The 26174-nt window shown below is 43.6% G+C and carries 24 protein-coding genes; 15 read left to right on the forward strand and 9 right to left on the reverse strand.

The genetic code is table 11. From position 1 onward, the window contains the following. Window positions 1-13: 13 nt before the first annotated feature. The 7 genes from ELZ11_RS03165 to pspF all read right to left on the reverse strand — a co-directional run bounded on the left by ELZ11_RS03165 (window position 14) and on the right by pspF (window position 7183). Complete coding sequence (locus ELZ11_RS03165; protein WP_137355914.1) at window positions 14-832, reverse strand: DUF2927 domain-containing protein; 819 nt, start codon at window positions 830-832, stop codon at window positions 14-16. A gap of 5 nt (window positions 833-837) precedes the next feature. Next, a complete protein-coding gene (locus tag ELZ11_RS03170; RefSeq protein ID WP_137355915.1) occupies window positions 838-1620 on the reverse strand; it encodes a peptide ABC transporter ATP-binding protein in 783 nt (260 codons plus the stop codon). Next, on the reverse strand, window positions 1617-2618 hold the full coding sequence (locus ELZ11_RS03175) for a peptide ABC transporter ATP-binding protein (RefSeq protein WP_137355916.1): 1002 nt from the start codon (window positions 2616-2618) through the stop codon (window positions 1617-1619). Before ELZ11_RS03175 ends, ELZ11_RS03170 begins: the two co-directional genes overlap by 4 nt. After that, window positions 2618-3505, reverse strand: coding sequence for a putrescine export ABC transporter permease SapC (gene sapC / locus ELZ11_RS03180; protein WP_137355917.1), 888 nt, complete (start codon window positions 3503-3505; stop codon window positions 2618-2620). Before sapC ends, ELZ11_RS03175 begins: the two co-directional genes overlap by 1 nt. Continuing rightward, window positions 3492-4454 (reverse strand): ABC transporter permease, encoded by a 963-nt coding sequence (locus tag ELZ11_RS03185; RefSeq protein ID WP_137355918.1) that lies wholly within the window; start codon window positions 4452-4454, stop codon window positions 3492-3494. The genes sapC and ELZ11_RS03185 overlap by 14 nt, the downstream gene beginning before the upstream one ends. Beyond that, window positions 4454-6076 (reverse strand): ABC transporter substrate-binding protein SapA, encoded by a 1623-nt coding sequence (gene sapA, locus ELZ11_RS03190; RefSeq protein ID WP_137355919.1) that lies wholly within the window; start codon window positions 6074-6076, stop codon window positions 4454-4456. Before sapA ends, ELZ11_RS03185 begins: the two co-directional genes overlap by 1 nt. Window positions 6077-6178: 102 nt before the next feature. Beyond that, window positions 6179-7183 (reverse strand): phage shock protein operon transcriptional activator, encoded by a 1005-nt coding sequence (pspF, locus tag ELZ11_RS03195; RefSeq protein ID WP_137355920.1) that lies wholly within the window; start codon window positions 7181-7183, stop codon window positions 6179-6181. 179 nt (window positions 7184-7362) lie between these two features. On the opposite strand from pspF, the gene pspA reads away from it, so the two are divergent. The 9 genes from pspA (at window position 7363) to ELZ11_RS03240 (ending at window position 16797) form a co-directional block, all read left to right on the forward strand. After that, window positions 7363-8034 carry a phage shock protein PspA gene (gene pspA / locus ELZ11_RS03200; RefSeq protein WP_137355921.1) on the forward strand — a complete coding sequence of 224 codons (672 nt, stop codon included), beginning with the start codon at window positions 7363-7365 and terminating at the stop codon, window positions 8032-8034. 14 nt (window positions 8035-8048) lie between these two features. Then, window positions 8049-8282, forward strand: a complete 234-nt coding sequence (gene pspB, locus ELZ11_RS03205) for an envelope stress response membrane protein PspB (protein ID WP_137355922.1) — start codon at window positions 8049-8051, stop codon at window positions 8280-8282. Then, a complete protein-coding gene (gene pspC, locus ELZ11_RS03210) occupies window positions 8275-8661 on the forward strand; it encodes an envelope stress response membrane protein PspC (RefSeq protein ID WP_137355923.1) in 387 nt (128 codons plus the stop codon). The genes pspB and pspC overlap by 8 nt, the downstream gene beginning before the upstream one ends. A 154-nt stretch (window positions 8662-8815) precedes the next feature. Continuing rightward, the gene (locus ELZ11_RS03215; RefSeq protein WP_137355924.1) at window positions 8816-9850 is read left to right on the forward strand and encodes an efflux RND transporter periplasmic adaptor subunit; all 1035 of its coding nucleotides are present in this window, start codon (window positions 8816-8818) and stop codon (window positions 9848-9850) included. Window position 9851: 1 nt separating this feature from the next. Continuing rightward, window positions 9852-10937 carry an efflux RND transporter periplasmic adaptor subunit gene (locus ELZ11_RS03220; RefSeq protein ID WP_137355925.1) on the forward strand — a complete coding sequence of 362 codons (1086 nt, stop codon included), beginning with the start codon at window positions 9852-9854 and terminating at the stop codon, window positions 10935-10937. Further along, window positions 10930-14025 (forward strand): efflux RND transporter permease subunit, encoded by a 3096-nt coding sequence (locus ELZ11_RS03225; RefSeq protein WP_137355926.1) that lies wholly within the window; start codon window positions 10930-10932, stop codon window positions 14023-14025. The genes ELZ11_RS03220 and ELZ11_RS03225 overlap by 8 nt, the downstream gene beginning before the upstream one ends. Window positions 14026-14078: 53 nt before the next feature. Then, a complete protein-coding gene (locus tag ELZ11_RS03230; RefSeq protein WP_137355927.1) occupies window positions 14079-14636 on the forward strand; it encodes a DNA-3-methyladenine glycosylase I in 558 nt (185 codons plus the stop codon). Between the two features lie 129 nt (window positions 14637-14765). After that, on the forward strand, window positions 14766-16238 hold the full coding sequence (locus tag ELZ11_RS03235) for a diguanylate cyclase (RefSeq protein WP_137355928.1): 1473 nt from the start codon (window positions 14766-14768) through the stop codon (window positions 16236-16238). Between the two features lie 100 nt (window positions 16239-16338). Next, window positions 16339-16797 carry a globin family protein gene (locus tag ELZ11_RS03240; RefSeq protein ID WP_137355929.1) on the forward strand — a complete coding sequence of 153 codons (459 nt, stop codon included), beginning with the start codon at window positions 16339-16341 and terminating at the stop codon, window positions 16795-16797. Between the two features lie 58 nt (window positions 16798-16855). Here the strand turns inward: ELZ11_RS03240 and ELZ11_RS03245 are convergent, their stop codons facing one another. Both ELZ11_RS03245 and cls read right to left on the reverse strand, forming a co-directional pair. After that, the gene (locus ELZ11_RS03245; protein ID WP_137355930.1) at window positions 16856-18067 is read right to left on the reverse strand and encodes a cystathionine beta-lyase; all 1212 of its coding nucleotides are present in this window, start codon (window positions 18065-18067) and stop codon (window positions 16856-16858) included. Between the two features lie 98 nt (window positions 18068-18165). After that, window positions 18166-19620 (reverse strand): cardiolipin synthase, encoded by a 1455-nt coding sequence (gene cls, locus ELZ11_RS03250; RefSeq protein ID WP_137355931.1) that lies wholly within the window; start codon window positions 19618-19620, stop codon window positions 18166-18168. Window positions 19621-19970: 350 nt separating this feature from the next. On the opposite strand from cls, the gene ELZ11_RS03255 reads away from it, so the two are divergent. The 6 genes from ELZ11_RS03255 to ELZ11_RS03280 all read left to right on the forward strand — a co-directional run bounded on the left by ELZ11_RS03255 (window position 19971) and on the right by ELZ11_RS03280 (window position 26171). Continuing rightward, entirely contained in the window at window positions 19971-21404 is a 1434-nt protein-coding gene (locus ELZ11_RS03255; protein WP_137355932.1) for a sodium-dependent transporter, read from the forward strand. A 319-nt stretch (window positions 21405-21723) separates the two neighbouring features. Continuing rightward, on the forward strand, window positions 21724-23340 hold the full coding sequence (locus ELZ11_RS03260) for a methyl-accepting chemotaxis protein (protein ID WP_137355933.1): 1617 nt from the start codon (window positions 21724-21726) through the stop codon (window positions 23338-23340). A 98-nt stretch (window positions 23341-23438) separates the two neighbouring features. Then, window positions 23439-24137 (forward strand): TIGR01621 family pseudouridine synthase, encoded by a 699-nt coding sequence (locus tag ELZ11_RS03265; protein WP_137355934.1) that lies wholly within the window; start codon window positions 23439-23441, stop codon window positions 24135-24137. A gap of 8 nt (window positions 24138-24145) precedes the next feature. After that, window positions 24146-25084, forward strand: coding sequence for a class I SAM-dependent methyltransferase (locus ELZ11_RS03270; protein ID WP_137355935.1), 939 nt, complete (start codon window positions 24146-24148; stop codon window positions 25082-25084). A 441-nt stretch (window positions 25085-25525) separates the two neighbouring features. Then, window positions 25526-25729 (forward strand): Flp family type IVb pilin, encoded by a 204-nt coding sequence (locus ELZ11_RS03275; protein ID WP_137355936.1) that lies wholly within the window; start codon window positions 25526-25528, stop codon window positions 25727-25729. 4 nt (window positions 25730-25733) lie between these two features. Further along, the gene (locus ELZ11_RS03280) at window positions 25734-26171 is read left to right on the forward strand and encodes an A24 family peptidase (protein ID WP_244291601.1); all 438 of its coding nucleotides are present in this window, start codon (window positions 25734-25736) and stop codon (window positions 26169-26171) included. The last annotated feature ends 3 nt before the right edge of the window (window positions 26172-26174 follow it).

Raw genomic sequence — 26174 nt, forward strand, 5'->3', positions numbered from 1 at the left:
GACTGAGACATTATTAGTATCCCACAAGTTGGTATAGCGGAGCTTGTGTGGATACTTTTGCCGCCCCTTTCAATACACCTGTTTTTTCGTAGCGCCTTAGTATCTTTTTTACAATTGGTTTGAGCTCTTCCTCAACCATTCCTGCCTGCAGCTCTGGTTCATAGAGCAACTTCAACAAGACCACATCGAGTGGTGACAGCAAATCGTTCGGTGTTTGATCGTTAAAGATGGATGGGTAAGCATCTTCCGAGTCATTCGGTAATCCAAGTACTTGAGTTATTTCTTCTACAATACACGCGAGTAATTTACCTTTGTCGCGAGCTTGGTCAACGGGGATAACAATGCCCGCTCGAACGATTTCTCGCTTAGCATTCATACTAAACCCTGCAGTACAAATGGCACCTTTAAGATGGTCCGTTGAGCTGACTCCCGTTGCCTTTGGTACGTCTTCGACCCAAGTCGATTCTTGAGTGAATATCCACTTCACATTAGCGTTAGATTCTTGCTGAACTAAAGATATGGATAAGCCAGTGATGTCTTGTAAATGCTGGAGGTGCAACTCAGTCAGTTGCTGGTGGAGCTCTTTGTCTCCGACCTTATGTTCTACCCATACCTTGAGTGGTTTGCTCCACTTCGCGAGTGGTTTCGCACCTGCTGCGTATTCGTTTCTGAGTGCAACTTGATAGAAGGCGTTTTCTACAAATGCTTTATCCAGCCAAGTGAGGCCGGTAGCATAAGCTATTGGCGCTACACCAAACAAAGCACAACTGAGCGAAAGTAGCAGCTTTGCGTTTAGTGGGTATGTGAATATTGGCTTCCTTGCAATATTCATAGAGGTTAGTGACAGGGCGCTTTGAAAAAGTGGCTTTCAACCAGTCTCTGGGTTATTTGATGTGACGGATTCGTGAGGATTTCTTGGGTATCACCGGACTCCACGACATTGCCTTCGTGCATCACCATGACCTTGTCGGTGATGTGTTTCACAATCCCAATGTGCTGAGATACGTAAACGAAAGACACTCCCATCTCTTCTTGAAGTTCTAAGAATAGATTAATGATTTGAGAGCGCATTGCCATATCTAAACCGTTGAGTGCTTCGTCAGCCACAATGATGGATGGCTGCAAAATAAGTGCACGTGCTAAACATACCCTTTGCTTTTGTCCGGTTGCCAACATCTGTGGGTAGAAGTAGGCGTGTTCAGGTAGCAGGCCCACACGTAGCAGTGTCTCTTTCACACGTTTCATGCGCGCTTCCGGTGGCATGCTGGTATTACGCTTAAGTGGGCCTTCAAGTATGCGACCAATCTGAATTCGTGGATTGAGCGAGGTATTTGGGTCTTGGAAGATCATTCGGATCAACTTGCAGCGCGTCGAATAATCTTTATGTTCCAATTTTTCGCCGTTTACGCGGATCTCCCCAGACGTTGGCTCGACCATGCCCGCTAGCATTCTGGCGAGCGTCGACTTACCGGAACCGTTTTGGCCGATAAAGCCTATGGTTTGTCCCGCTTCTAAGGTGAAGTTCACTGGTTTAACCGCTTGGTGCACCTTCTTACGGAAAAGACCAGAACGAGTGGTGAACTCTTTTGAAAGTCCACTGACTTCTAATAACGCACTCATGATTTCTTTTTCTTCTCCATGTTCAACGGAAAGTGACAGCTAAACTTATGATTCTTAACCGTTCTTGCATATGGAATTTCAACACATTGGCGCTGAGCATATGGGCATCTAGGACCTAAGCGACATCCAATCGGCAAGTGCTGAAGCGGTGGAATAGACCCAGGCAAAGATTGGAGCTTTTCTTTGTGTGGGATCCAATCACTAAAGTCAGGCATCGCTTTCAGTAGCGCTACAGTATACGGGTGCTTAGGAGCTGCGAGTAGTTTACTCGTATCCGCCGATTCCACCGATTGGCCGCAGTACATCACAGTAATTCGAGTTGCCCATTGAGTAATGGTCGTTAAATCATGACCTATTAGTACAATTGTAGTGTTATTCACCTGATTCATCCGGCTCAATAAACGCAGTATCTGCGATTGAGTGATCGGGTCTAAATCGTTGGTCGGTTCATCCGCAATCAAGACTTTGGGTTTGGTCGCTATCGCCATCGCGATCATGACTTTTTGGCATTCACCGTCAGTCAGTTCGTAGGGATAGCTTTCCATTAAACGAGTGTGATCTTTAATGCCGACTTTATGGAGTAGGGCTATGGCTTGCTTTTTACGCCACTTAAAGCGTTCCCACCATTTTCCGTCAAACGAATCTGAAGGAATGGATTCTATCAGCTGACGTCCCACTTCTTCCGAAGGATCTAAACAGGTCGAAGGCTCTTGGAAAATCATTGCAACATCGCGAGCAATTACACGTCGTCGCTCTCGTGGTGTTAGCTGAAGGAGATCGACATTACCAAGTCGCATTCGGTCTGCTGTAACCCGCCAGTTTTCTTTACATACCCCGACGATGGCTTTGGCAACCAAACTTTTACCGGAACCAGACTCGCCCACCAAACCACGGATTTCACCCTCGTTAAGGGTAATGCTCATGCGATCTACGGCTTTCACCAAACCTTGTGGTGTTTGGATCTCAATGGTTAGGTGTCGAATATCGAGTAATGGCATTATTCAATCCCCGCATTAAGGGCTTGGCGAACGCCTTCACCAACCAAGTTAATAACAATAACGGTAAAAAGAATGGCGAGCCCAGGAAGCGTTACTGTCCATGGCGCTAGATAAATAAGTTCTACCGAATCACCTAAGATTGCGCCCCATTCAGTACTTGGTGCTTGTGCCCCGAGGCCAAGGAAGCCAAGAGCTGTGATATCCAAGATCGCGACGGACAGTGCCAACGTAACTTCGATGGCAATCACGGTAAGAATGTTAGGTAAAATAGAGTTCCATAAAAGATAGAAGTTGTTCGCACCATCGAGGCGTGAAGCCAATATGTAGTCTTTCTCTACTTCAGTGTGTACCGCGATATACACTGAGCGTACAAAACGTGGGATAAGCGCTAAGCAAATGGCCAGCAAGATATTGAATTCGCCAAACCCAAGGAAAGCGACGAAGATAATCGCAAGTAGAAGAGAAGGGATCGACATTACGGTATCAAGTAAGTGGTTCAAAGTACTCGACACTAGCCCTTTGGTCATTCCCGCTAGAACACCGATCAAACAGCCAATGACTGCTGCGATCGCGGTAATAATCACAGCGGCCCCAAACGTTAATTGTGATCCAATAATCAGCCTGGAAAGAATATCGCGACCTAAGTCATCGGTGCCAAGGAAGTACTCAACTGTACCTGCTGGATTCCACGATGGCGGTATTAGCAGTTGTCCGGTTTGCTCTTGCGCATCATGAGGTGCGAGCCAAGGAGAAAACAGAGTGACGATGATAATAAAGCCTAAGCACCATAGCCCAAACATTGCAAAGTTGTTGGCTTTGAAGCTTCGCCAGAATCGCTCGAATTGAGTCGGGATCTGTTCTTCTTGGTAAACGTTATTTGTTAGCATACCACTCTTTCCTTACTAACGGATTTACCATCGCTCCGAATAGATCTGACAAAATATTTGCGGTTAAAACCAGAGTCGCAACTACCATTACCCCCGCTTGAATGGATACATAATCTTGGTTAGACAGCGCATCCAATAGCCAGCGGCCAATCCCCGGCCAGTTAAAAATCGACTCGGTAATGATTGCCAGAGTGAGCATACTCGAAAGCTGAACCCCGACTTTAGGAATGATTGGTGGAATAGCGTTTCTTAGTACGTGCTGAGTCACGATCTCGTGAGTTGAGAGACCTTTGATCCGAGCCGCTCGGATGTAGTTTTGAGTCATTACCTCAGCTACCGACGCTCTCATTAATCGAATAACTTGCGTGGTAGGGGCAAGAGCTAGCACCAAGCTTGGCAGTATCATGTGTTCCAATACACTTTGTAGTGCATGCGCTCGATAGGTGTTGTCTGATAAGAATGCGTCAATGATCGCAAAGCCTGTGACATGATCAATTTCGTAAAGCAGATCGTAGCGCCCGCCAACTGGAACGACTTCGAAGTGCAACGAAAATATCATGATCATTAATAGCGCTACCCAAAATATCGGCGCAGAGTAACCTGTCATTGAGGTAAATGAGATAATGGTATCAACGAACTTACCTTGTCTCATTCCCGCTAAGGTTCCTGTTGGAATACCGATGAATAGTGAAATAATGAAAGCGAAAAAACACAGTTCGAGGGTAGCGGGGAATACAACCGCTAACTCTTCCATAACTGGAGTGCCGTTTTTACTTAGGCCAAAGTTAAGCGTGGACAGTTCACTCACGTAATTTAGCCAGCCAGGCCAAAACTCCAACATTGACCACGGTGAAGTTTGATCTAAACGCAGTAAAGAGAAGCCCACCATGGTGAGGATGGCAAGCGTGATCACGAATAAGTTAATGCGTCGTAAGGTGTACCAAAGCATCAGTTCCCACTCCTTTCAACAAGATCAAAAGGCTGAGAGTTAAATGGGCTGAGTCTAAAGCCAGTTAACGATTTATCGTGCACTCTGAATTGAACGCCGTGTGCCAATGGAATCACTGGGAATTCTTCATTCAAGATATTTTGAGCTTGGTGGTACAGATTCATTCGGTGTCTTTGCTGATTGATTTCCAGTGCTAAATCCAACAAAAAGTCGAAGTCAGAGTTACACCACATGGATACATTAAGCCCTGCCCTGTCTGAACTGCAAGATAACAAAGGGCGTAAGAAGTTGTCTGGATCGCCCGTGTTACCGATCCAACCTGTCAATAATAAATCTGTCGATGAAATCGAGTTTAGCTGAGTTCGGTCGAAACGATCATCGGTGAAGAGCTTCAGTGATATACCGATGTCAGCAAGGTTTGCTTGAATTAGCTCAGCTGTTTTACGCGGGCTTGGATTGTAAGCGCGTGGTTCAAGTGGAACCCACATCGATAACTCAAGGCCCGGTTCAATACCAGCCTCGCGCAGTAGCGCCAACGCATAATTTCGGTCGTAGCGTACTTGGATACTGTCTTTTTGGTATGCCCAAGAAGTAGGGGGGAGCAAAGTGTACGCTTCTGTTCCGGTACCGTAGTACACAGAGTCCAAAATATTTTGGCGGTTGATGGCCAAATTTAACGCCTTTCTAACCCTAGAATCACTGAGCGCAGGGTGAGCGGTATTCAGAGCAATGAAAGAGACATTGACGGCTGGTGTCGCGCTGAGTTTTAACTCGTCACGCTGCTGAATGATTGGGATTTGACTCGAAATCGGCGAATTAAGAACGTCGCATTCGTTACGAAGTAGCTTCGCTAAAGTACCAGTACCACGTTGAGAGGTATCGAATACCACTTGTTCCATCTTGGCAGGGCCACGCCAGTAATTATCGTGGCGACGAAGACGGACTAAATCATTAAGTTGAAACTCACTGAGGTAAAAGGGGCCTGTACCTACCGGCTGGGAATCTAACGCGCCTTTATCGTCCTTTAGGATCAGCTGGTCGCCATATTCTTTGGAGTGAATGACAGCGTGGCTGGTGGCAATGTTATTCAAAAACGAGTTGTCTGGTCTGCTTAACGTAAATTTGACCGTTAAGTTATCGACCGCTTGAACATCTACCAACAAATTCTGGAAATCGATGCCTGCAAACCAAGGGTAAAGTCCGCCACCGACATAATGAAATGGGTGTGTGCTATCAATAATGCGTCTGAAACTAAATACAACATCGTGAGCATTAAGCGTTCGTGTTGGGGTAAACCAATCTGTGGTTTGGAACGAAACATCTTTACGAAGTTTGAAAGTGTATTGAGTCCCTGACTTGTTGGTTTTCCAACTCGTAGCAAGGTTCGCTACGGGCAGGTACGTACCCGCATCGAGCTGGAGTAAGGTGTCAAATATTTGAGGGCTAAGAGACTCTGAAGTGATACCGCTGTCGACCAATTGAGGGTTAAAGGTATAAGGGTAACCTTGCCCACAATATACGAAGCCGCTTTTGCGGATCTGTTCGTGATCTACTTCTTCACCACAGCCAACAAGGAGGCCGAACGTGAGTATTCCGAACGTGAGTCTGAGTAGTGCTTTCATAGAAAGAAATATGTTGAGAAACGAGGCATTACAAGCGCCTCAAGATCCGTGTAATTTACCATTTTATTTATTGTGCTCCAATCACTTATCAATTATAGGGAGCTATTTATCAACATTTTGCCCGACAATCGAGTATTTGCGGACCATTCCTCGTAATTGGTGATAGCTAAGCCCTAATAGTTCGGCGGCCTGTTTTTGATTGTACTTGCTGGCTTCTAAGGCTTGAGTGAGTAACTGAACATCTTGTTCTTCTTGCCAAGCTTTATAATCTAGAGGCAAATCAAATGCTTTGTTTTCAGTATGGTCGGTAGATGGGGCCTTGTCATTGTCTGTTGATTGCCAAGGTTGATTAAATGGGTCAAAGACTAATTCATCGATTGGGTAATCGGCTTTGCCGTGTTGGTAGATGGCTCTTTCAATGACATTTTTTAACTCACGTACATTCCCTGGCCAACGATAATTGAGTAGCTCTTGTTCGGCATTCGGTGTGAAGCCAACAAATAAATCAAAGTGTAATTCACGACACATTTTGATCGCGTAGTACTCAGCCAGTAAAAGAATGTCTTCTTTGCGTTCTCTCAGGGGAGGTAGCGCGATAACATCAAACGCGAGGCGATCGAGTAAGTCGGCTCTAAATTCACCTTTTTCAGCCATTTCAGGCAGGTTAGCGTTGGTTGCACATACCAATCGTACATTGGCATTAAGGACTTTTTGCCCACCAACGCGTTCGTACTGGCCGTATTCAATCACTCTCAATAATTTTTCTTGAACAGAAAGTGGAGCTGTAGCCAACTCATCTAAAAATAGTGTTCCACCTTCAGCTCGTTCAAATCGACCTTGATGACGCCCTTTCGAACCTGTAAATGAGCCAGACTCATGGCCAAATAATTCAGAATCAATTAGCCCTTCACTTAGAGTCGAGCAATTCAATGATACTAATGGCTGATCCCAACGTTTGGATAGATAGTGAAGGCGCTGTGCAATTAGCTCTTTACCGGTTCCTCGCTCACCAATAATCAACACTGGCCGTTCAATTGGCGCGAGCCGAGAAACTTTGTCTAGTACGGTGAGAAATGATGGAGATTCGCCAATCAGATTCTGTTGCATTCGAAGGTTTCCTTGAGCTGGTGAAATTTACCAAATGTTGGTTAAATTAATCATACCATGCTGTGTGAAAATTGGTCTAATTATTTAAGTTCTTGAAATTTATAGTTAATAAACTTGGCACGAGACTTGATATACCTATAGGGAAAGCAAATAAGTATTGTTAATTAAGGAGAATCATTATGGGTATTTTTTCTCGTTTCGCAGATATTGTAAATTCAAACATTAGCGCTTTACTGGATAAAGCTGAAGATCCTGAAAAAATGATCCGCCTTATTATTCAGGAAATGGAAGATACGCTTGTTGAAGTACGTACTAATTCAGCTAAAGCGATCGCAGATAAAAAAGAGCTTTCGCGTAAAGTAGAGGCGATGGGCTCTCAGATCGACGATTGGCAGCAAAAAGCCACGTTAGCATTAACGAAAGGTCGAGAAGACTTAGCGCGCTCAGCACTGATTGAAAAGCAGAAGTTAGAAGACATCATTAAGGGCTTACATACAGAGTTAACGCTAGTCGATGAAACCATCACTAAATTGACTGGAGAAATTGGTAAGTTGGAAACCAAGATTGCAGAAACCCGAGCTAAGCAGCAATCATTAGCAATTAGAAATCAAACCGCGACAAATCGCCGAGACGTTCAGAAGCACTTACATTCGAGCCGCACTCATGAGGCAATGGCGAAATTTGAACAGTATTCTCGTAAAATCGATGAACTAGAAGCAGAAGCCGATGTCTATGCGAAAACAGGTAATGCTAAGTCATTAGACCAAGAGTTCGCTGAACTACAAGCGCAAGATGAGATTGAACAAGAATTAGCGAAACTTAAGCAGCAAGTAGAAAACCGAGATAAATAATTTAGGAGTCATATATGTCAACATTTCTTATCGCAGGACCGTTAATAGTCTTTTTAATATTTGTTGCTCCACTATGGCTATTCCTTCATTACCGCAGCAAGCGTAAGTCTGCTAACGGATTATCTGATGCTGATATGGAGCGACTAAAGCAGCTTTCAGAGCGAGCGGAGTCAATGCAGGCTCGTGTTGTTACGCTAGAGAAAATACTGGATGCGGAGTCACCAAATTGGAGACGAAATTATGAGTAAAGAACTGTACCGAGATCCGCTGAATGGCAAGTTGTCTGGAGTATGTGCAGGTGTAGCGAATTTTTTCGGCTTGGAAGTATGGTTAGTTCGAATCATGGTGATTTCAGCTGCCTTATTGGGCGGTAGTTTTCTGGTCATCCTAGCGTATGTCGCAATGACATTTATGCTGGAAAAACAGCCGACTCAGTATGTTGAATCTTTAAAAGCGAGGCAGGAACATAAGCTGAAAAGCAAGCCTTGGGAGCAAGGGCAATCAGCGGAATCATTGCTCGATACGCTGGAAAAAGACTTCGATAAGCTGGAAAAAGGCGTAAGGTCGATGGAGGCGTATGTGACTTCCGATAGCTTCAAAGTAAATAGAGAATTTAAGAACATTTAATCTATATCTTGTATGTGAATAATAGCTTGGGTAAATACTTATCCAAGTTATTATTTTGTATGCAATTTTCTCGACGCAAATACAATATATTTCTGGAATCAGCAACCTTATTAATCTATGTTATAAGTTAAATTATTGATATGGATGATCTCAAATGCATAAAGCTGCTGTTGTATTATTAGCAACCTTAGCAGGCTTGTCCGGTTGCGGAAAAGACCTCCCTCCAGTCCCTGAACCTGAATCCAGACCCGCAAAGCTTTTTACTGTTTCTGTAGGCAACAACACTTTTGAACGACAATTTCCTGCCACAACAGAAGCCGGTGACAAAGCGGTACTAGCTTTCCGTGTCCCAGGGCTCCTTCAAAGTATTGATGTTAACGCTGGTCAACTTGTTCAAAAAGGGCAGTCGCTCGCTCATCTCAACCCAGATGAATACACGCTATTGTTGAAGCAAGCTCGTGCGAACTTCAAACTAGCAGACGTGCAATATCAGCGTTATAAGAAGCTACGTAAAGATCGCGTTGTTTCTGAGCAGGACTTCGATCAAGCAAAAGCCAATCACAATTCAGCATTAGCGGTACTTGAGCAGGCTGAAGCCAACCTACGCTATACCACGCTAGTCGCTCCTTATGACGGCACGGTTTCGATCATCCCCGCAGAGAATCATGAATACATTGCAGCGAAAGAAGGTGTAATGAATATTCAAACGAACCAAGTTCTTAAAGTGGTTTTCCTATTACCTGATCAATTGTTGAATCGCTTTTCTTCTGGAATTGAGAGTGAAGCAACAATGACTTTTGATTCTTTCCCAAGCCGTAGCTTCCCACTGACCTTCCAAGAAATTGATACCGAAGCGGACCCAAAAACAGGTTCGTATAAAGTCACCATGGTGATGGATCGTCCTACCGATGTCGGTATTTTGCCGGGAATGGCCGGTAACGTTCGCGTCGTTGCCGCTAAGAGTGATGCTACTAGTATCCCAACGTCTGCACTGTTTGATTTAAACAACAGAACGTACGTGTGGCGAATTGACCAAAACAATGTGGTTGAGAAAGTCCAAGTAAAATTAAACGACAAGCAACAAGTGCTATCGGGCCTTCAAGATGGTGACCAAATCGTGACTTCAGGGGTGAGCGGCATTGACTCCGGCATCAAGGTTCGAGAGTGGGTTAAGGAGCGAGGGTTATAATATGAAGCATTTTAAATCTATTGCTGCATTGTCATCGTTAATGCTCCTTGGCGGTTGTAGTGAAGGTGTGCAAGACGCACCTGATCAGCTTCCACGCGTTAAAGTGATGTTATTGGGAGAGCAAATCGTTCAAGACCGATTGTATTTCCCTGCGGTTGCCAACGCAGCTGAGAAGTCTCACTTGAGTTTCCGTGTCGCGGGAGAAATTAATTCTATTTCGGTGAAAGAAGGCTCTCATGTCAAAAAAGGTGATGTGATAGCAGAACTCGACCCTACGGATTACCAATTAGAAGTTAACAATGCGCAAGCGAGATATAGTGTTGTTGATAGCCAATATAAACGCTCGAGCCCACTGGTAAAAAAAGGGCTTTTGGCTAAGTCTCAGTTCGATGAGATAGCGGCGCAAAGGCAAATTGCTTATGCCGAACTTGAACTGGCGAAATTACGTTTATCCTTCACTAAATTAAAAGCGCCTGTTGATGGCATTATTTCCCGCGTAAGTGTGGACCAGTTTGAAAATATTCAAGTGGGTCAACAAGTCGTGAATATTCATAGTGTCGAAGACGTCGAGGTGTTGATTCAATTACCAGATCGCTTATATGTAAACCAACCGACAGAAGCGGACCTTTCGAAAGTAGAAGCGGTCGTACGTGTCCCAAGTGGTAATGAATACCCGGCAAGAATCAAAGAGTTTACGACTGAACCAGATCCTTCGACGGGCACCTTCACAGTCACTCTTTCTATGCCAATGCCTGAAGAGGAAATTGTCTTAGATGGTATGGCTGTCGAGGTGACCAGTAAAGGTGAAGACATTGGTTTGGACTTAAATGCTGGGGTCCGTATTCCTGTGGAAGCGGTGTTTAATGCCGACGGTGACAGGTTAAGTAAGTCGGAGTCATTCGTATGGATTTTAAATGACGACGACAGTGTGACTAAACAGCGCGTTACATTAGGCAAAGCAAGCGTGAATACTTTGCAAGTATTGGATGGCTTAGAGCAAGGTGAAACCGTAGTGGTGGCCGGTATTGCAAGGTTGAGAGACGGAATGAAAGTGGAAGTATTGTCTCAGGAGATGAGCAATGAGTGATTTGAATAATAAGCCGCAAACAGACGACGAAATCACTGGCGTAGCCGCGTATTTCATTCGTAACAAAGTGATTAGCTGGATGCTGTCACTGATCTTCTTAATTGGTGGTGTGTCGGCATTCTTCGGATTAGGGCGTTTAGAAGATCCTGCATTTACAATCAAAGACGCAATGGTAGTCACTTCTTACCCTGGGGCAACGCCTCAGCAAGTTGAAGAAGAAGTGACATACCCGCTAGAAAAAGCGATTCAGCAGCTCACTTATGTTGATGAAGTGAATTCCATTTCAAGCCGTGGTTTATCGCAAATTACTGTGACCATGAAGAATAATTATGGTCCAGATGATCTTCCGCAAATATGGGATGAATTGCGCCGAAAAGTGAACGATCTACAGGGGCAACTTCCGCCTGGGGTGAATACGCCTAAAGTGGTCGATGACTTCGGTGATGTATACGGTATTTTGCTTGCGGTAACCGGTGAAGGTTATAGTTATAAAGAACTTTTAGACTATATCGATTACTTGAGGCGAGAACTCGAACTGGTTGAAGGTGTGAGTAAAGTTTCGGTATCTGGTGAGCAGCAAGAGCAAGTGTTCATTGAGATTTCGATGAAGCGAATCAGTTCCTTGGGTTTGTCTCCAAATACGGTGTTTAATTTACTATCGACACAAAACGTTGTGTCGGATGCTGGTGCCATTCGAATCGGTGACGAATACATTCGAATTCACCCGACCGGCGAGTTTAAAGATGTGTCTCAGTTAGGTGATTTAATCCTAACTGAGGGCGGTGCTCAAGGGTTGATCTACTTGAAAGATGTTGCTGACGTTAAGCGTGGTTATGTTGAAGTACCAAGTAATATTATTGGCTACAACGGCAAACTGGCGTTAAACCTAGGGGTGTCTTTTGCTCAAGGTGTGAACGTAGTGGCGGTTGGAGAAACGTTTGACCGCCGTTTAGCGGAACTCAAATTCCAGCAGCCCGTTGGGATCGATATTGCAGAAGTTTATAACCAGCCAAAAGAAGTCGATAAATCCGTAAGTGGTTTTGTTGTGAGCTTAGGCCAAGCGGTCGCGATTGTAATTATCGTGCTTCTGTTCTTCATGGGGCTTCGCTCTGGCTTGTTGATCGGTTTGATATTGTTGCTGACGGTATTTGGTACGTTCATCTTTATGCAATATTTCAAGATCGATTTACAGCGTATCTCATTAGGTGCTCTGGTTATCGCACTCGGGATGCTGGTGGATAATGCCATCGTGGTCGTCGAAGGGATCCTCATAGGAACCCAGAAAGGGCGGACACGAATGCAAGCAGCGACCGATATTGTCACTCAAACTAAGTGGCCATTGTTAGGCGCGACAGTCATAGCGGTCACGGCGTTTGCTCCTATCGGATTATCTGAAGACGCGACAGGTGAGTACTGTGGTACGTTGTTTACGGTACTTCTTATCTCGTTAATGTTGAGTTGGTTTACGGCGATTTCCATTACGCCTTTCTTTGCTGACTTGTTCTTTAAAGGCCAGAAGCAGCCGGAAGGCGAAGATTCTGACCCATACAACGGCATGGTGTTTGTCATCTACAAAAACTTTCTAGAGTTTTGTATGAACCGTGCATGGTTAACCGTGATTGTTCTTGTCGTTGGTTTAGTTGTGAGCTTGTATGGCTTCACTCATGTTAAGCAATCTTTCTTTCCTTCATCTACAACGCCAATTTTCCAAGTGGACGTGTGGATGCCAGAAGGCACAGATATTCGAGCGACTAACACTAAGTTAAAAGTGTTGGAAAGCTGGCTATCTGAACAAGAGGAAGTTGAACACATCACAACGACTGCTGGTAAAGGTCTGCAGCGTTTCATGCTGACTTATGCGCCAGAGAAAAGTTATGCCGCTTATGGCGAAATTACTACTCGAGTGAAAAGTTATGAGGGGTTACAGCCCCTTATGAAACGCTTTAGAGCTCACATCGAAGAAACTTTTCCTGAGATTAATTACAAACTTAAGCAAATTGAACTTGGCCCTGGTGGCGGTGCGAAAATAGAAGCGCGCATTGTTGGTTCTGATCCTACGATTTTACGTGGCTTGGCCGCGCAAGTTATGGACATCATGCATGAGGATCCAGGAGCTTATAATATTCGTCATGATTGGCGTGAACGTACGAAGGTACTAGAGCCTCAGTTTAATGAAAGCCAAGCTCGTCGTTACGGTATCACTAAATCTGACGTCGATGACTTCTTAGCAATGTCATTCTCAGGAAAATCGGTGGGTGTGTATCGTGATGGTACTACCTTGATGCCGATTGTGGCTCGATTACCTGAAGATGAGCGAATTGATATTCGTAACATCGAAGGCATGAAGATTTGGAGCCCTGCGTTAAGTGAGTTTATCCCACTACAACAAGTGACATTAGGCTATGAACTGCAGTGGGAAGACCCGCTTATTATTCGTAAGAATCGTAAGCGTATGCTTACTGTATTTGCCGACCCTGATCTGTTAGGTGAAGAAACAGCTTCTACGCTACAAAAACGTTTAATGCCTAAGATTGAAGCCATTGAAATGCCGCCAGGTTATTCATTAGAGTGGGGTGGAGAATATGAGTCCTCACGTGATGCGCAAGCGTCCCTATTTACAACGATGCCACTTGGTTATCTATTCATGTTCTTGATTACTGTGTTCCTATTTAACTCAGTTAAAGAGCCGCTGATTGTATGGCTAACCGTGCCATTGGCCGTTATTGGTGTAACAACTGGTCTACTGGCGTTGAATACTCCATTTGGTTTTATGGCATTGCTTGGTTTCTTGAGCTTGTCAGGAATGCTACTGAAGAACGGAATTGTACTGCTGGATCAAATAGAAATAGAAATGAAGTCTGGCAAGGATCCATATGTAGCGGTTGTGGACGCGGCATTAAGTCGTGTTCGCCCAGTTTGTATGGCAGCGATTACCACTATTTTAGGTATGATCCCACTACTGCCTGACATCTTCTTTAAACCGATGGCGGTTACGATTATGTTTGGTTTGGGCTTTGCAACGGTGCTGACATTGATCGTTGTCCCTGTGCTTTACCGTATCTTCCACAAGATCAAAGTACCAGCGTAAATTTACATTAAATCAAATGCCCCTTAATAGGGGCATTTTTATAGGTGAACAATATGACGGATTTAACCTGTGCCTGGGCGATGAACCACCCCTTGGAGCGCGAATATCACGATCAAGAGTGGGGTAAACCTGTTCACGACGATCAAATTTTGTTCGAGTTCATAACTTTAGAGGGCGCACAAGCTGGGCTGAGCTGGATAACGATTCTCAAAAAAAGGGAAGGCTATCGAAAGGCTTTTCTAAGCTTTGATATTGATGAACTTGCCAAGCTTGATGAGGAGAATGTCCCGTACATCATCGAAAATTTTGATGTGGTAAGGCACAAAGGAAAGATTGCTTCTGTATACAATAACGCAAGAGCGGCTAAAGCATTACAGGAAGAGTACGGTTCTCTTTCTAAAGCACTGTGGCAATTTGTTGAAGGTAAACCGCTGATTAATCATTGGCAGTCGATGGACCAGATTCCCGCATCTACGGATATTTCGAAAGAAATGAGTAAGTTTTTGAAGAAGCGCGGCTTTAAGTTTGTCGGTGAGACGATCTGTTACGCGTTCATGCAAGCGGTCGGAATGGTGAATGATCATTTGGTAGACTGCCCGAAAAGAATGTAAGCACTTAGGTGCGTAACAAGACTTTGCGCTCACTTTTAGGTATTAAATACCTAATGTTGCACTGTTTACTTGAGAAGTCAGGGGATCTCTAACTAACTTTAATAGGTCAAACACTTATTAGGTAAAGGGATGGTCCTTTCTATTGTTGCACGCCATGTACTGCCGATTGCTGCTGTGCTATCGGTAGTTTCTTCATTTTTCCTAGTGACTCAGTTTAAAACGGTCGAGTCACTATTAGGGGATACCAATAGCGCTTTTTTCGAAGCGAGCGTCGATAGTAGCTACGAGATAATTGATACGTCAATTAATGATTCCATCCATTATTATCTCAAGGGTGTAGCAGAAACTTCACTCAATTATATTTTGAAATTAGAAGAAGCCTCACCGTTAACTCCGGCAGAGCAGTTATCGCTTATTCAAACATCGCTAGCCAATATTAAAATAGGTGACAATGGTTACGCATACTTAATGGACTCACAATTTAACCTGCTTTATCACCCCTACCTTCAAGACCAGAACATTTATGACAGCCCTTATGTCTCAAAGGGCGAACAACCAAAATCTGCATTTATCGAATACTTGTGGAAAAATCCTAAAGACGAACAAGCCGTTCAAAAAGTCGCCTACCGCTTGATTCTTGATGATGGGCGTCGACTTGGCATTTCCGCTTATAAATCAGACTTACTGCACCTTATCGATAAAGATAAATTAAAGACTAAGCTAGCCGATCAAAGTTTCGGCCATACTGGCTTTATTTACATTCTAAACAGTGCAGGTGAGGTGCTGCTTTATCCGGACAAAGACGGCACACACATCAGCGAGTTCGACAATGAAATCTTGAGTGAGTTGGTACGGCAATCGAAAAAGAAAGACAAGGGAAGAGTCCGTTTTAAGAAACAGTTAGATAGCCATAACATTGAGAAAGATATCGTGTACCGATATTACGACTATTTGGATTGGTTAGTCGTGGCAAGTATAGATAAACACGAATTGAGTCATCCTGTGAGTGTTTTTATCTCTAGTGTGATTGTAGCGGTTATTAGTCTTGCATGCGTGGTCACCACGTTAGCAGCAGCTTTGAATAAGCGATATCAGGCAGCGATAAATGTCCAAAGGCTAGACTATTTGACTGGACTAAGGCATCGAAGAAGCTTCGTCGAACTCGTTACCCCGATATCCAAAAGCCCAAAACGAAGTCACGACAATACGCTGTATTCCATTATCTTGATTGATTTAGATTTATTTAAACAAGTGAACGATAGCTTTGGCCATGAACATGGTGATTTGGTGATTCGGTCCGTAGCGGAAGTCCTATTAAAATATGAGAGTCATTTGGTTCATTCGGGGCGATATGGCGGTGAGGAGTTTATTATTTTTACTCACAGCACAGCTTCGAATGACGTAGTGATTTTAGCCGAAACTATTCGGCAAGACATCGAACAGATACAAGGTTTGTGTAAGCCGATCACAGCGAGCTTAGGGGTTTATAGTTGCTTTAGCAACGACGTGTCGCTATCTCGCTCAATTAGTTTGGCGGATGCAGCGTTGTACCAAGCTAAGTCTAGTGGGCGAAACAAAGTGATGGTTTCAGAGCACTTTTGATAAGGTTGTGATTATAAGCGTGTAGATGCATTTGGAAAAAGTCCGGTTTGAGCCTACGCTTTGATAATCAAAAAGATAATAAAGTGAGCTAGGAGAGCATATGTCAGTTACCCCTATCGAGAAGCAGCTAATTCAAAGTAGCTTTTCACAAGTCGCGCCCATCGCTGATAAAGCGGCAGAAATCTTTTATAACAAGCTATTTGAATATGATCCTTCGCTGAGAAAGTTGTTCAAGTCTGATCTAAGTACACAAGGTAAAAAGTTGATGGCGACATTGGGCGTCGCAGTGAAAGGGTTAGATGATCTAGATTCACTGGTCCCAGTTCTGCAAGATCTCGCAAAACGACATGTTAAATACGGCGTCACTGCGGACGATTACACACCTGTAGGGAATGCACTTATTTATACTTTAAAAGTGGGGTTAGGGCCGGAGTTCGATGAACGGACCAAACAAGCGTGGATTAAGATTTATAAGGTGATTGCGACGGTTATGCGTCAAGCGGCGTACCCTGATTTTGAACCAGAGTCGTACAAGAATAATAAAGTCTATTTGAATTGATATTTGAGAGAACATTTAGGCTGATGGAGTAAAGCCATCAGCCTAGTAATTTATAAGGTTAAAGCGTCGTAGACGTTTCTTTTTCTAATATAAGCGCGTTATGGCGTTCTAGTCCTGCTTCTAAATCTGTAATCAGGTCATCGACATCTTCTAGGCCAATGTGCACGCGAATTAAGGTACCATCAAAGTTAGGATTCGCCACTGTGCGTAGGCTATTAAAGCTTTTTGGTTCATTCGCTAAAATCAAACTTTCAAATCCCCCCCAAGAATAGCCCATACTAAAGTGCTTCATACCATCTAGTAGTGCTGTTGTTGCTCGTGGGTAGCTGGTTTTCAGGACGAATGAAAACAGCCCATTTCCTCCGGTGAAATCGCGTTTGTAGAATTCATGGCCAGGACAAGATTCTAGTGCAGGGTGGCGAACATGGTCCACTTCAGGCCTGCTTTGTAGCCACTTCGCTACTTTCAAACTATTTTCTGCATGTTGACGTAAACGAACATCAAGTGTACGAATGCCACGCAAGCCTAAGTAAGCGTCATCAGGAGACACACATTGTCCCATTAGATAGCTTTGTTCACGCAGTTGGTCCCAGCACTTTTCGTTAGCGACCGCAGTACCAAGCATGACATCGGAGTGACCAACAATGTACTTAGTTGCGGCTTGAATTGAAATGTCTACACCAAAATCAAACGGTGAGAAGTTAACACCAGCGGCCCATGTGTTATCCAGCATTACAATGATGTCGTGTTCGTGGGCTATGCGCGAAAGGGTCGGGATATCTTGCACTTCCATGGTGACCGAGCCAGGGGACTCAGTGAACAAAATCTTTGTATTTGGCTTAATAAGATCTTTAATACCTTCGCCAATTGTTGGTTGGTAGTAGGTAGTCTCGACGCCCATTTTCTTCATGATGGTGTCACAGAAGTCACGAGTTGGTTCGTAGCACGTGTCGACCATTAGAATATGATCGCCAGTTTCTACAAATGAAAGGATCGCATTAGAAATAGCAGCCGTACCACATGGGTACAAGGCACAACCAGCGCCCCCTTCAAGTTCGACCATAGCATCTTGGAAAGCAAAATGAGTGTTGGTGCCACGACGGCCGTAAAATAACGTCTTATTTGCACGATTTACTGTCGCCTTGTGCTTTTCTTCTACCGTATTAAATACAACGGTTGAAGCGCGTTGCACTGGTGGGTTTACGACACCGTTGGTCCATTTTTTATCTCGGCCAGCGGTGATCAATTTGGTTGTTTTGCTTTCGGACATTACGAATTCCTTATCAGTCTTCTATGCCCTATTTAAAACATGTGATAGGGGCTAAAAGCAAGCTTGTTTAGTTACTTTTAACCAATTAGGAACAATTTCTATAGCAAAGGGTTGAAAAGGTAAAAAACACGCTCGAAAAAGCGTTGGTATAAGCCACGTTTACTCCACTCTTCAGGATTCACCTGAATTGATTGGCTGATGTAGGAGTTTTGCAGTTCATACAGCTCCTGCGTGAAGTGAATGTCGTCGACTGCGAGAGTCACTTCAAAGTTAAGCCATAAGCTGCGCATATCAATATTTACGGTACCCACTAAGCAATATTGTTGGTCAATGACTACTGATTTTGTGTGCAATAAGCCGCCATTGAATTCATAAATCGACACTCCAGCATCTAGTAATTCGCTATAAAATGCTCTTGAAGCCCATTTAACCATTAGTGAATCGTTGATATGTGGAATGATTAACTCCACTCGAATCCCGCGTTGCGCTGTCATCTTAAGGGTTTCTAGCAGGTCGGCACTGGGTACAAAATAAGGGGTGGTGATCCTTACCGATTCATTGGCTTGGTTAATCGCAATATTTAGAACCTGCAAAATCAAGTGCTCTGGCATGCCCGGGCCTGATGGCACAACTTGAATTGGGTGTAAGTTCTGTTCGCTTTCCACTTTGCAGTCAGGCAAGGCTGGGAGGATTCGCTCTCCAGTTTCTACTTCCCAGTCCCAACCATGTATCGCAGATAGCACGTTAACGGCTGGCCCTGTCACCCGCACCATGATGTCGATCCATTGACCAACTCCAGCGGTTTGCTTGAAGTAGGCAGGATCGACCATGTTCATGGAGCCTGTGTAAGCAATCGCTTCATCAATAACAATAATTTTTCGGTGTTGTCTCAAATCCAATCGACGCAGGAAAATACGCCAAGGGCTAACTTCTAATGCTTGAACTAATTGAATCCCAGCATCAGACATCATTTTTTTCCATGGACTACGGAAAAAGCGAGGGCTACCCGCCGAGTCCAACAAGATTTTTACTTCAACCCCACGTTTAGATGCTTTGATCAATGCGGCTGCGACTGAGTCTGCTAACCCCCCCGGATGCCAGATGTAAAACACCATTTTAATACTGGATTGGGCGTTTTCGATATCGGAAATAATTGAGCGAAGAATGCTTTCTGGGGAATCTTGTAATGATAGGGTGTTACCGCTTAATGCCGGGATTCCCATTCTGTTGTTACATAACTCATCAATTTTATGTATCGGGGAGCCGACCTGTGCCGGAAAATGCGCTTGGCAGGTGTTGAGTTGGCGAAACCAATCACCAAAAGGCGTGAACATTTGCTTAGCACGTTCCGCTCGTTTTCTACCGAGATTAAGTTCACCAAACAGGAAGTAGCATCCAACACCGACAATAGGCACGATGTAAATTACCATTAACCACGCAAGCGAAACACTGACGGCTCTACGTTTTAGTACGACACGTAGAGTGACACCGGCAACTAACAGCCAATAAAGGACAAGCGCAGCAATAGTAAGGATTTGATAGAGCTGTTCCACAGGTAAATACTCTTTGAATTAGAGGTTTACATACTAATCCGAAATGATAGGAATGGGAATTTAAACGGGTAACATAATATTAATCAAAGTGCGTAATTAGAAAGGAGATAAATAGCTGGATTTTTATTCAATTATAACTATAACACGTGCGATTGAGTGTTTTTTCGACATATAACGAGGATTAATAGGACATAATCCGAAATTTACGCTGTTTGGACTTCCAATGTTAATCGTAAACTGTTTTACTTACCATACATCGCGCCTGACTTTACTTTTATTAGAGTGTAAAACAATATTTACACCGCATTTTTGGCGTGTTCCGATGCAAACACAACATTTTTGGAGTACTCGTGGCTACTAGTAACGCAACCACAAAACCTCGCGATACCTGGGGTTCGAAATTAGGATTCGTAATGGCCGCAGCAGGTTCTGCTGTAGGTTTAGGTAACATTTGGAAATTCCCTTACACAGCTGGTGAAAGTGGTGGCGGTGCATTCGTTGCTATTTACCTGTTCTTTGTAATCTTTATCGGTTTCAGTGTGATGCTGACTGAATTTGCGATTGGCCGTCATACGCAAAAATCAGCAGTAGGCGCATTTAAATCAACAGACCGTCGCTGGACCTTCGCTGGTGTTATAGGCGTAGTGAGTGGCCTATTGATTATGGGCTTCTACCCTGTAGTTGGTGGTTGGTCTATCGCTTACATCGGCAAAATTGCTGGTGGCCTGCTAGAAACGCCAGAAGCTATTGGTGATAGCTTCGGTGGTTTCATCTCTAACCCAGTTCAACCACTAATGTGGATGGGCCTATACCTACTACTTAACGTTGTTATCGTTATGAAGGGTATCTCTGGTGGTATCGAGAAAGCGGGTAAAATCCTTATGCCTCTGCTTTTCATCATCCTTATCGTTGTATCGATTAAAGGCTTGATGCTACCTGGCGCAATGGCTGGTCTTGAGTTCCTATTCAGCCCTGACTTCTCTAAAGTAGACAGCAACGTAATTCTAGCTGCACTAGGTCAAGCATTCTTCTCACTATCTCTTGGTATGGGTTGTATGATGACTTACGGTTCTTACCTTAAGAAGAAAGAGAACCTAGTTCAGACAACGGGTATGGTTACTGCAATGGATACTGGTGTTGCTATCCTTGCTGGTGTTGCAATGTTCCCTGCAATGTTCGCATTCGGCATGGAACCAGCAGCTGGTCCTGGTCTTGTATTCGTAGTTGTTCCTCAGCTATTTGCTGAAATGGGCGGCGTAATTGGTCTTCTATTTGCTCTTATGTTCTTCGTTGGTCTAAGTGTAGCGGCACTAACTTCTTCAGTATCTCTACTAGAAGTTGTGGTTTCTTACCTAATCGACGAGAAGGGCATGAAGCGTGTAACAGCGGTACTTTCTGCAAGTGTAGTAATGGCGATTCTATGTATCTTCGCTTCTCTATCACTAGGCGGCGTAGGTCCAACTCTGTTTGATACGGGCGCATTCGATATCTTCGACTTACTAACAGATAAGATCTTCCTAGCTGTTGGCGGTATGTTGGTATGTATCTTCGCTGGTTGGAGACTAAACCGTGCAGACCTAGAGAAAGAAATCACTAACGACGGTGAAGTATCTTTCCCACTATTCGGTCTATGGTACAACCTAGTTAAATACGTAATCCCTGTAGCAATCGCAATCGTTGCTTTCATGGGCGTATCTTCAGGCTTTGATAGCGGTAAAGGCGCAATCATGCTACTAGGTCTTGGTATCATCGCTGGTGCTGCGGTAATCTCTAAGAAGTTCTAATAACTAAACTTAGATTTGAATACAATGAAAGCGAGAGCCTCTAGGCTCTCGCTTTTTTTGTTGGTGTTTGCAAACCCTTGAAGCTTACAAAATCTCTTCTACTTTCAAGCCAATCAGAATTCTGTTCTAAACTTAAAAGATGATGACTTAGTTTTGGCATTAAATTAAATCGAAAATGGCCATCAAGATTCCTCTTTTTGAGCCGAAATAAAGTTAACAATAGTATTAATATCAATTGATATTGGTGTTTCTATACAAGGGCACACGGAAGATTGTCCGCGATGCTTACTGTCGTTTAGCAATAGTGTTTGGAGAAAATATGCAGTGGTCTGTAGGTAAAAAGTTGTACGCGGGGTTCTTGAGTATTATTGCCTTAGCATTCGTCATGGTCGCCATTATTTGGGTGGAAGTGATTGGTTCCCATAAAGTGGCAAATGAAATTCGCAACGATGATATTCCCGGAGTTGAGCTTTATTTGGTGTTGATCGACGAAGCGGGAGACGTGTATCGAGATGCGCTCAAAATCGTTAGTGGGGACCCTAATGCAGCGACTAGCTACCGTGAAAACAAGAATGAATTTGATACTGCGATGAAATCTTTAATGGTGTTAGAACAAAGCAGTGCAAAAGACGCGAATCGTCTGCGTGAAATTGACAGTTTAATGGCGCAGTTTACCCAGCAATTTGAAACTCAAGTTATGCCAAAGCTTAATGGCTCATTTGATAGCGCTGAGGTGTTTCAATCTCTGGACGCTATTAATCTTCAATCATTGGTCAAATTGGAAGAATTGCTCGATGCTGCATCTGCAGATGAACGTCGAGAAGCTGAAACGGCTCTGAATACTCTGAACGATTCATTTTCGACTATCGAGAATACGATTTTAATTGCGAGCCTCATCTTATTCGGTGTGGCGCTCACTATCGCTTATATGCTTTCGAAATCGATCACTTCGAGACTTACGGTTCTAGATTCTGTAGCTCAGAAAGTTGCGAGCGGTGATTTAACGGCTGAGGAAATTACCGACAACTCGGGTGATGAATTATCGAATCTAGCTCGCTCAGTGAACCAGATGCAAAACTCTTTGACCACCTTATTGCGTTCTATCAACTCGGTGAGTGCGGAAGTTCAATCTGTCACGACTGAGCTTTCTGCGGAAAGTAGTAATATTGTTCAAGGGGCATCTCAGCAAGCCGAGAAAGCCAATCTAATTGCTACTGCAGCGGAAGAGCTGAGTCTCACCATTGCAGAGGTTGCTCAGCAAGGTAATTCTACTTACGAAGTGGCCAGACAGTCGGAAAGTTCAGCTGAGACTGGACGCCAAGTGATCAGTGAAATGGTCAATAGCATTCAGCAAGTATCACAACAAATGTCAGACATGTCTGTGCAGATGAACGAACTTGGTTCTCATGGTGAGCAAATTGGCAGTGTAATCAAAGTGATTGAAGACATTGCCGAACAGACGAATTTATTAGCGTTAAACGCAGCGATAGAAGCTGCACGAGCTGGTGAGTTTGGTCGTGGATTTGCTGTCGTTGCGGATGAGGTCCGTGCGTTGGCAGAAAGAACGACCAAAGCAACGCGTGAAGTTGCTGGGATCATTCAAGCCATTCAGTCCGGCACATTAGAAGCGGTTAACTTTACAGAAGAAAACTGCCGTTTGGTGGATATTGGTGTGAGCCAAAGTTCAGGAGCGGTGAATGCCTTAGAAGAGATCGTGGAGGGTGCCTCTAACGTACAAAGCATGATTAATTCGATTGCAACGGCAGCTGAAGAGCAAACGGCGGTTACGAAAGAGATAGCATCTGATATTACTGCAATCAGCGATATCTCAGAGCAGTCTTTGCAGCAAGCTAACTCTAGCTCGCAAAATGTTACGCGTCTAAACAGTAAGGTGGGTGAGTTAGAGGCACTGATAGGCCAATTTAAGTTAAATTAACCATTTGACTGTTTGTGTATTGAGTTTACCAACATCTAAAGGCTGGTTTCCTAATAGAGAAGCGTTATACTCTTGCTTCAAATAGGAGCCAGCCTTCAATGTTCGACATTCTTTTCAATCATCCCGACTTTCTTGTTATCAATAAACATCCCGGTATCAGTGTCCATAAGGACGATGGAGACACCATGCTTTTGCAAGAAGTTGCCAAAGTATCGGGCGATCCCAAACTGTATTTGATCCACCGCTTAGATAAAATGACGTCAGGTATTTTGTTACTTAGTCGGCATCAACAAGCCGCTAGTATCCTTTCCAAGTTGTTCGCTGAACGCGAAGTTGAAAAGTATTACTTGGCTATTGGATGTAAAAAACCGAAAAAGAAACAAGGCTTGATCAGTGGTGATATGGAGCGATCTCGCCGTTCGAGCTGGAAACTATTAAACAGCACTAACAATCCTGCGGTGACCCAATTCATGTCGTTGGCAAGCGAGCCAGGTGAGCGTTTACTTCTTTGTAAGCCATACACTGGCAGGACCCATCAAATCCGTGTGGCGATGAAATCGATTGGTTCAGCAATTGTAGGGGATCCTATATACAATGCTTCTAGCCAGTCGGATCGTGGTTATCTCCATGCATTTGCAATCCGTTTTAGGCATAACGACGAACAATTTGAGTTTGTTTGCGATCCTAGAAATACACCTAAGTTAGGCTGTAAATGGAATGCAGAAAACACATCCAAAAGTTTAGAATCATGGCTTCAGCCTTGGTCATTAAATTGGCCGACGTTAAATATTAAGTGAGTATGACAATGCAAGTATCCGCATTACCAACCTTTTTCGAGCACGTTGAACAGCAACTAGCGTTAGTTCCTGATGAAGTCAGAAGAGTATTTCATGGTCGAGGTAAGTTCTGGCCTGGTTTAGAGCAAATCACGGCGGATTGGGTCGATGGACAGCTATTGGTGAATTTGTTTAAGCCTGTTGAGGACGAGTTTCTTCAGCAGCTAACATCGGGCTTATTAGCGTTAACTGAAAAATCAATTTGGCAGCAACGTAATGGCTCTGCTTTAGTTCTGCAGCACCGTTACACAGACGGCGCTCCGTCTGAGGTGCTATGGGGTGAATTAGAAACCTCTCCAGTCGTAAAAGAGCACGGCTTGAAATACCAGCTAGATATTGGCCGTAATCAGAACTTCGGTTTGTTTTTGGACATGCGTAATGGCCGAGAGTGGGTACAAAACAACTCGGCGGATAAGAACGTGCTTAACCTTTTTGCTTATACATGTGGCTTCTCAGTAGCGGCTGTTGCTGGTGGTGCAAATAAAGTTATGAACGTGGACATGTCGCGTGGCTCGCTGAACAAAGGTCGCGAAAATCATCGATTAAATGAACACGATATGCGTAAGGTGAACTTCTTAGGCTATGACATCTTTAAGTCCTGGGGAAAGATTAAAAAGGGTGGTCCGTACGATCTTGTGATTATCGATCCGCCTTCGTTCCAAAAAGGCAGTTTCGCGCTCACTAAAGATTACAAAAAGATATTGCGTCGTTTACCTGAGCTTCTTACTGAAGGTGGTGAAGTCATTGCTTGTGTGAATTCACCAGTGGTATCGCCTAACTTTTTAATTGAAACCATGACAGAAGAAGCACCGCAAGTTGTGTATCAAGAACGCCTCGAGAACCCGTCAGAGTTTGTGGATGTTGATTTAGAGTCTAGCTTGAAGGTATTGAAGTTTAAGCTCATCTGATAACTTAACTTACTGACTTCAAATGCAAAAACGTGTTTCCTTCTAGGGACACGTTTTTTTTTTCTGGTGATTAACTATTAATCTTAAATCAAAAGAAACTTTCGTAATTAGCTCACTAGAAATTAAATTGTGATTTGTGTCACACTTTTATTAAGTGTGTCATATGGTTAAAAAACGAACTATGAAATCGGTTTCATCTTCATTTCCTATGTAAGCGCTTACATGATTAGAGGTTTTAATCGGCGGTGCTTACAAAACCTATAGGTATGATGAATCTAAATGCTAATTAAATTACATTCTATAAATTTCATATCTTTATTTCTGATGTGAAATAAGGTTGTGATATTTGTCATGAATGCGTCAATTGTTTAGTATGCGCGTCAACTTTACGACGGAATGAAATTCCGTATGGTTTTTAATCAATACGAATGGAATATGATAATGCTAAACAAATTATTCATTGAGTCAAAACTAGCTTTAGAAAACTTTAAAAATAACGAACAAGGTGTCACTGCTATTGAGTACGGTTTGATTGCAGCGGCCACAGCTGTAGTTATCGGCGCTGCTATGACCCCTGTAGGTGATCAGCTGAAAATCATTTTCAATGAAATAATTGTAGCGTTAGGTGGTACAGCAATCGCATAGTGTTGTGGGTATTAATTTTTGGTGGCTAATTATATTAGCCACCGTTTTATTCTATATATCGTACTGCGATTTTAGAGTTAGAATTATTACGAATAAACATTGCGCGATTGTTACCGTTATAGCGTTATATTCGTTAGTCTGTAAAGATAACTTTGATGTGCTTCCTTTTTCTTTATCTATTTTGATCTTTGGGATCGCTCTTAGCTACTTTTCGATTCTTGGTGCTGGTGACTCCAAGCTACTATCGGCCATATCGTTAGCAATATCGCCAGAATATATCGTTCCCATAATATTCCTAATCGTATTTCTTGGTGGGGCGTTGTCGTTAGGTTATTACATTTACGGATTAATGACTGATATGGAAAAAGTAAGACGTCGTGGCTTACCTTATGGTATCCCAATAGTGATTGGCAGTTTAATCGGCGTAGTGGCTTCTTTATAAAGG

Origin of the sequence: Vibrio profundi (genome assembly GCF_005281835.1) — a bacterium.
Taxonomy (GTDB): Bacteria; Pseudomonadota; Gammaproteobacteria; order Enterobacterales; family Vibrionaceae; genus Vibrio; species Vibrio profundi.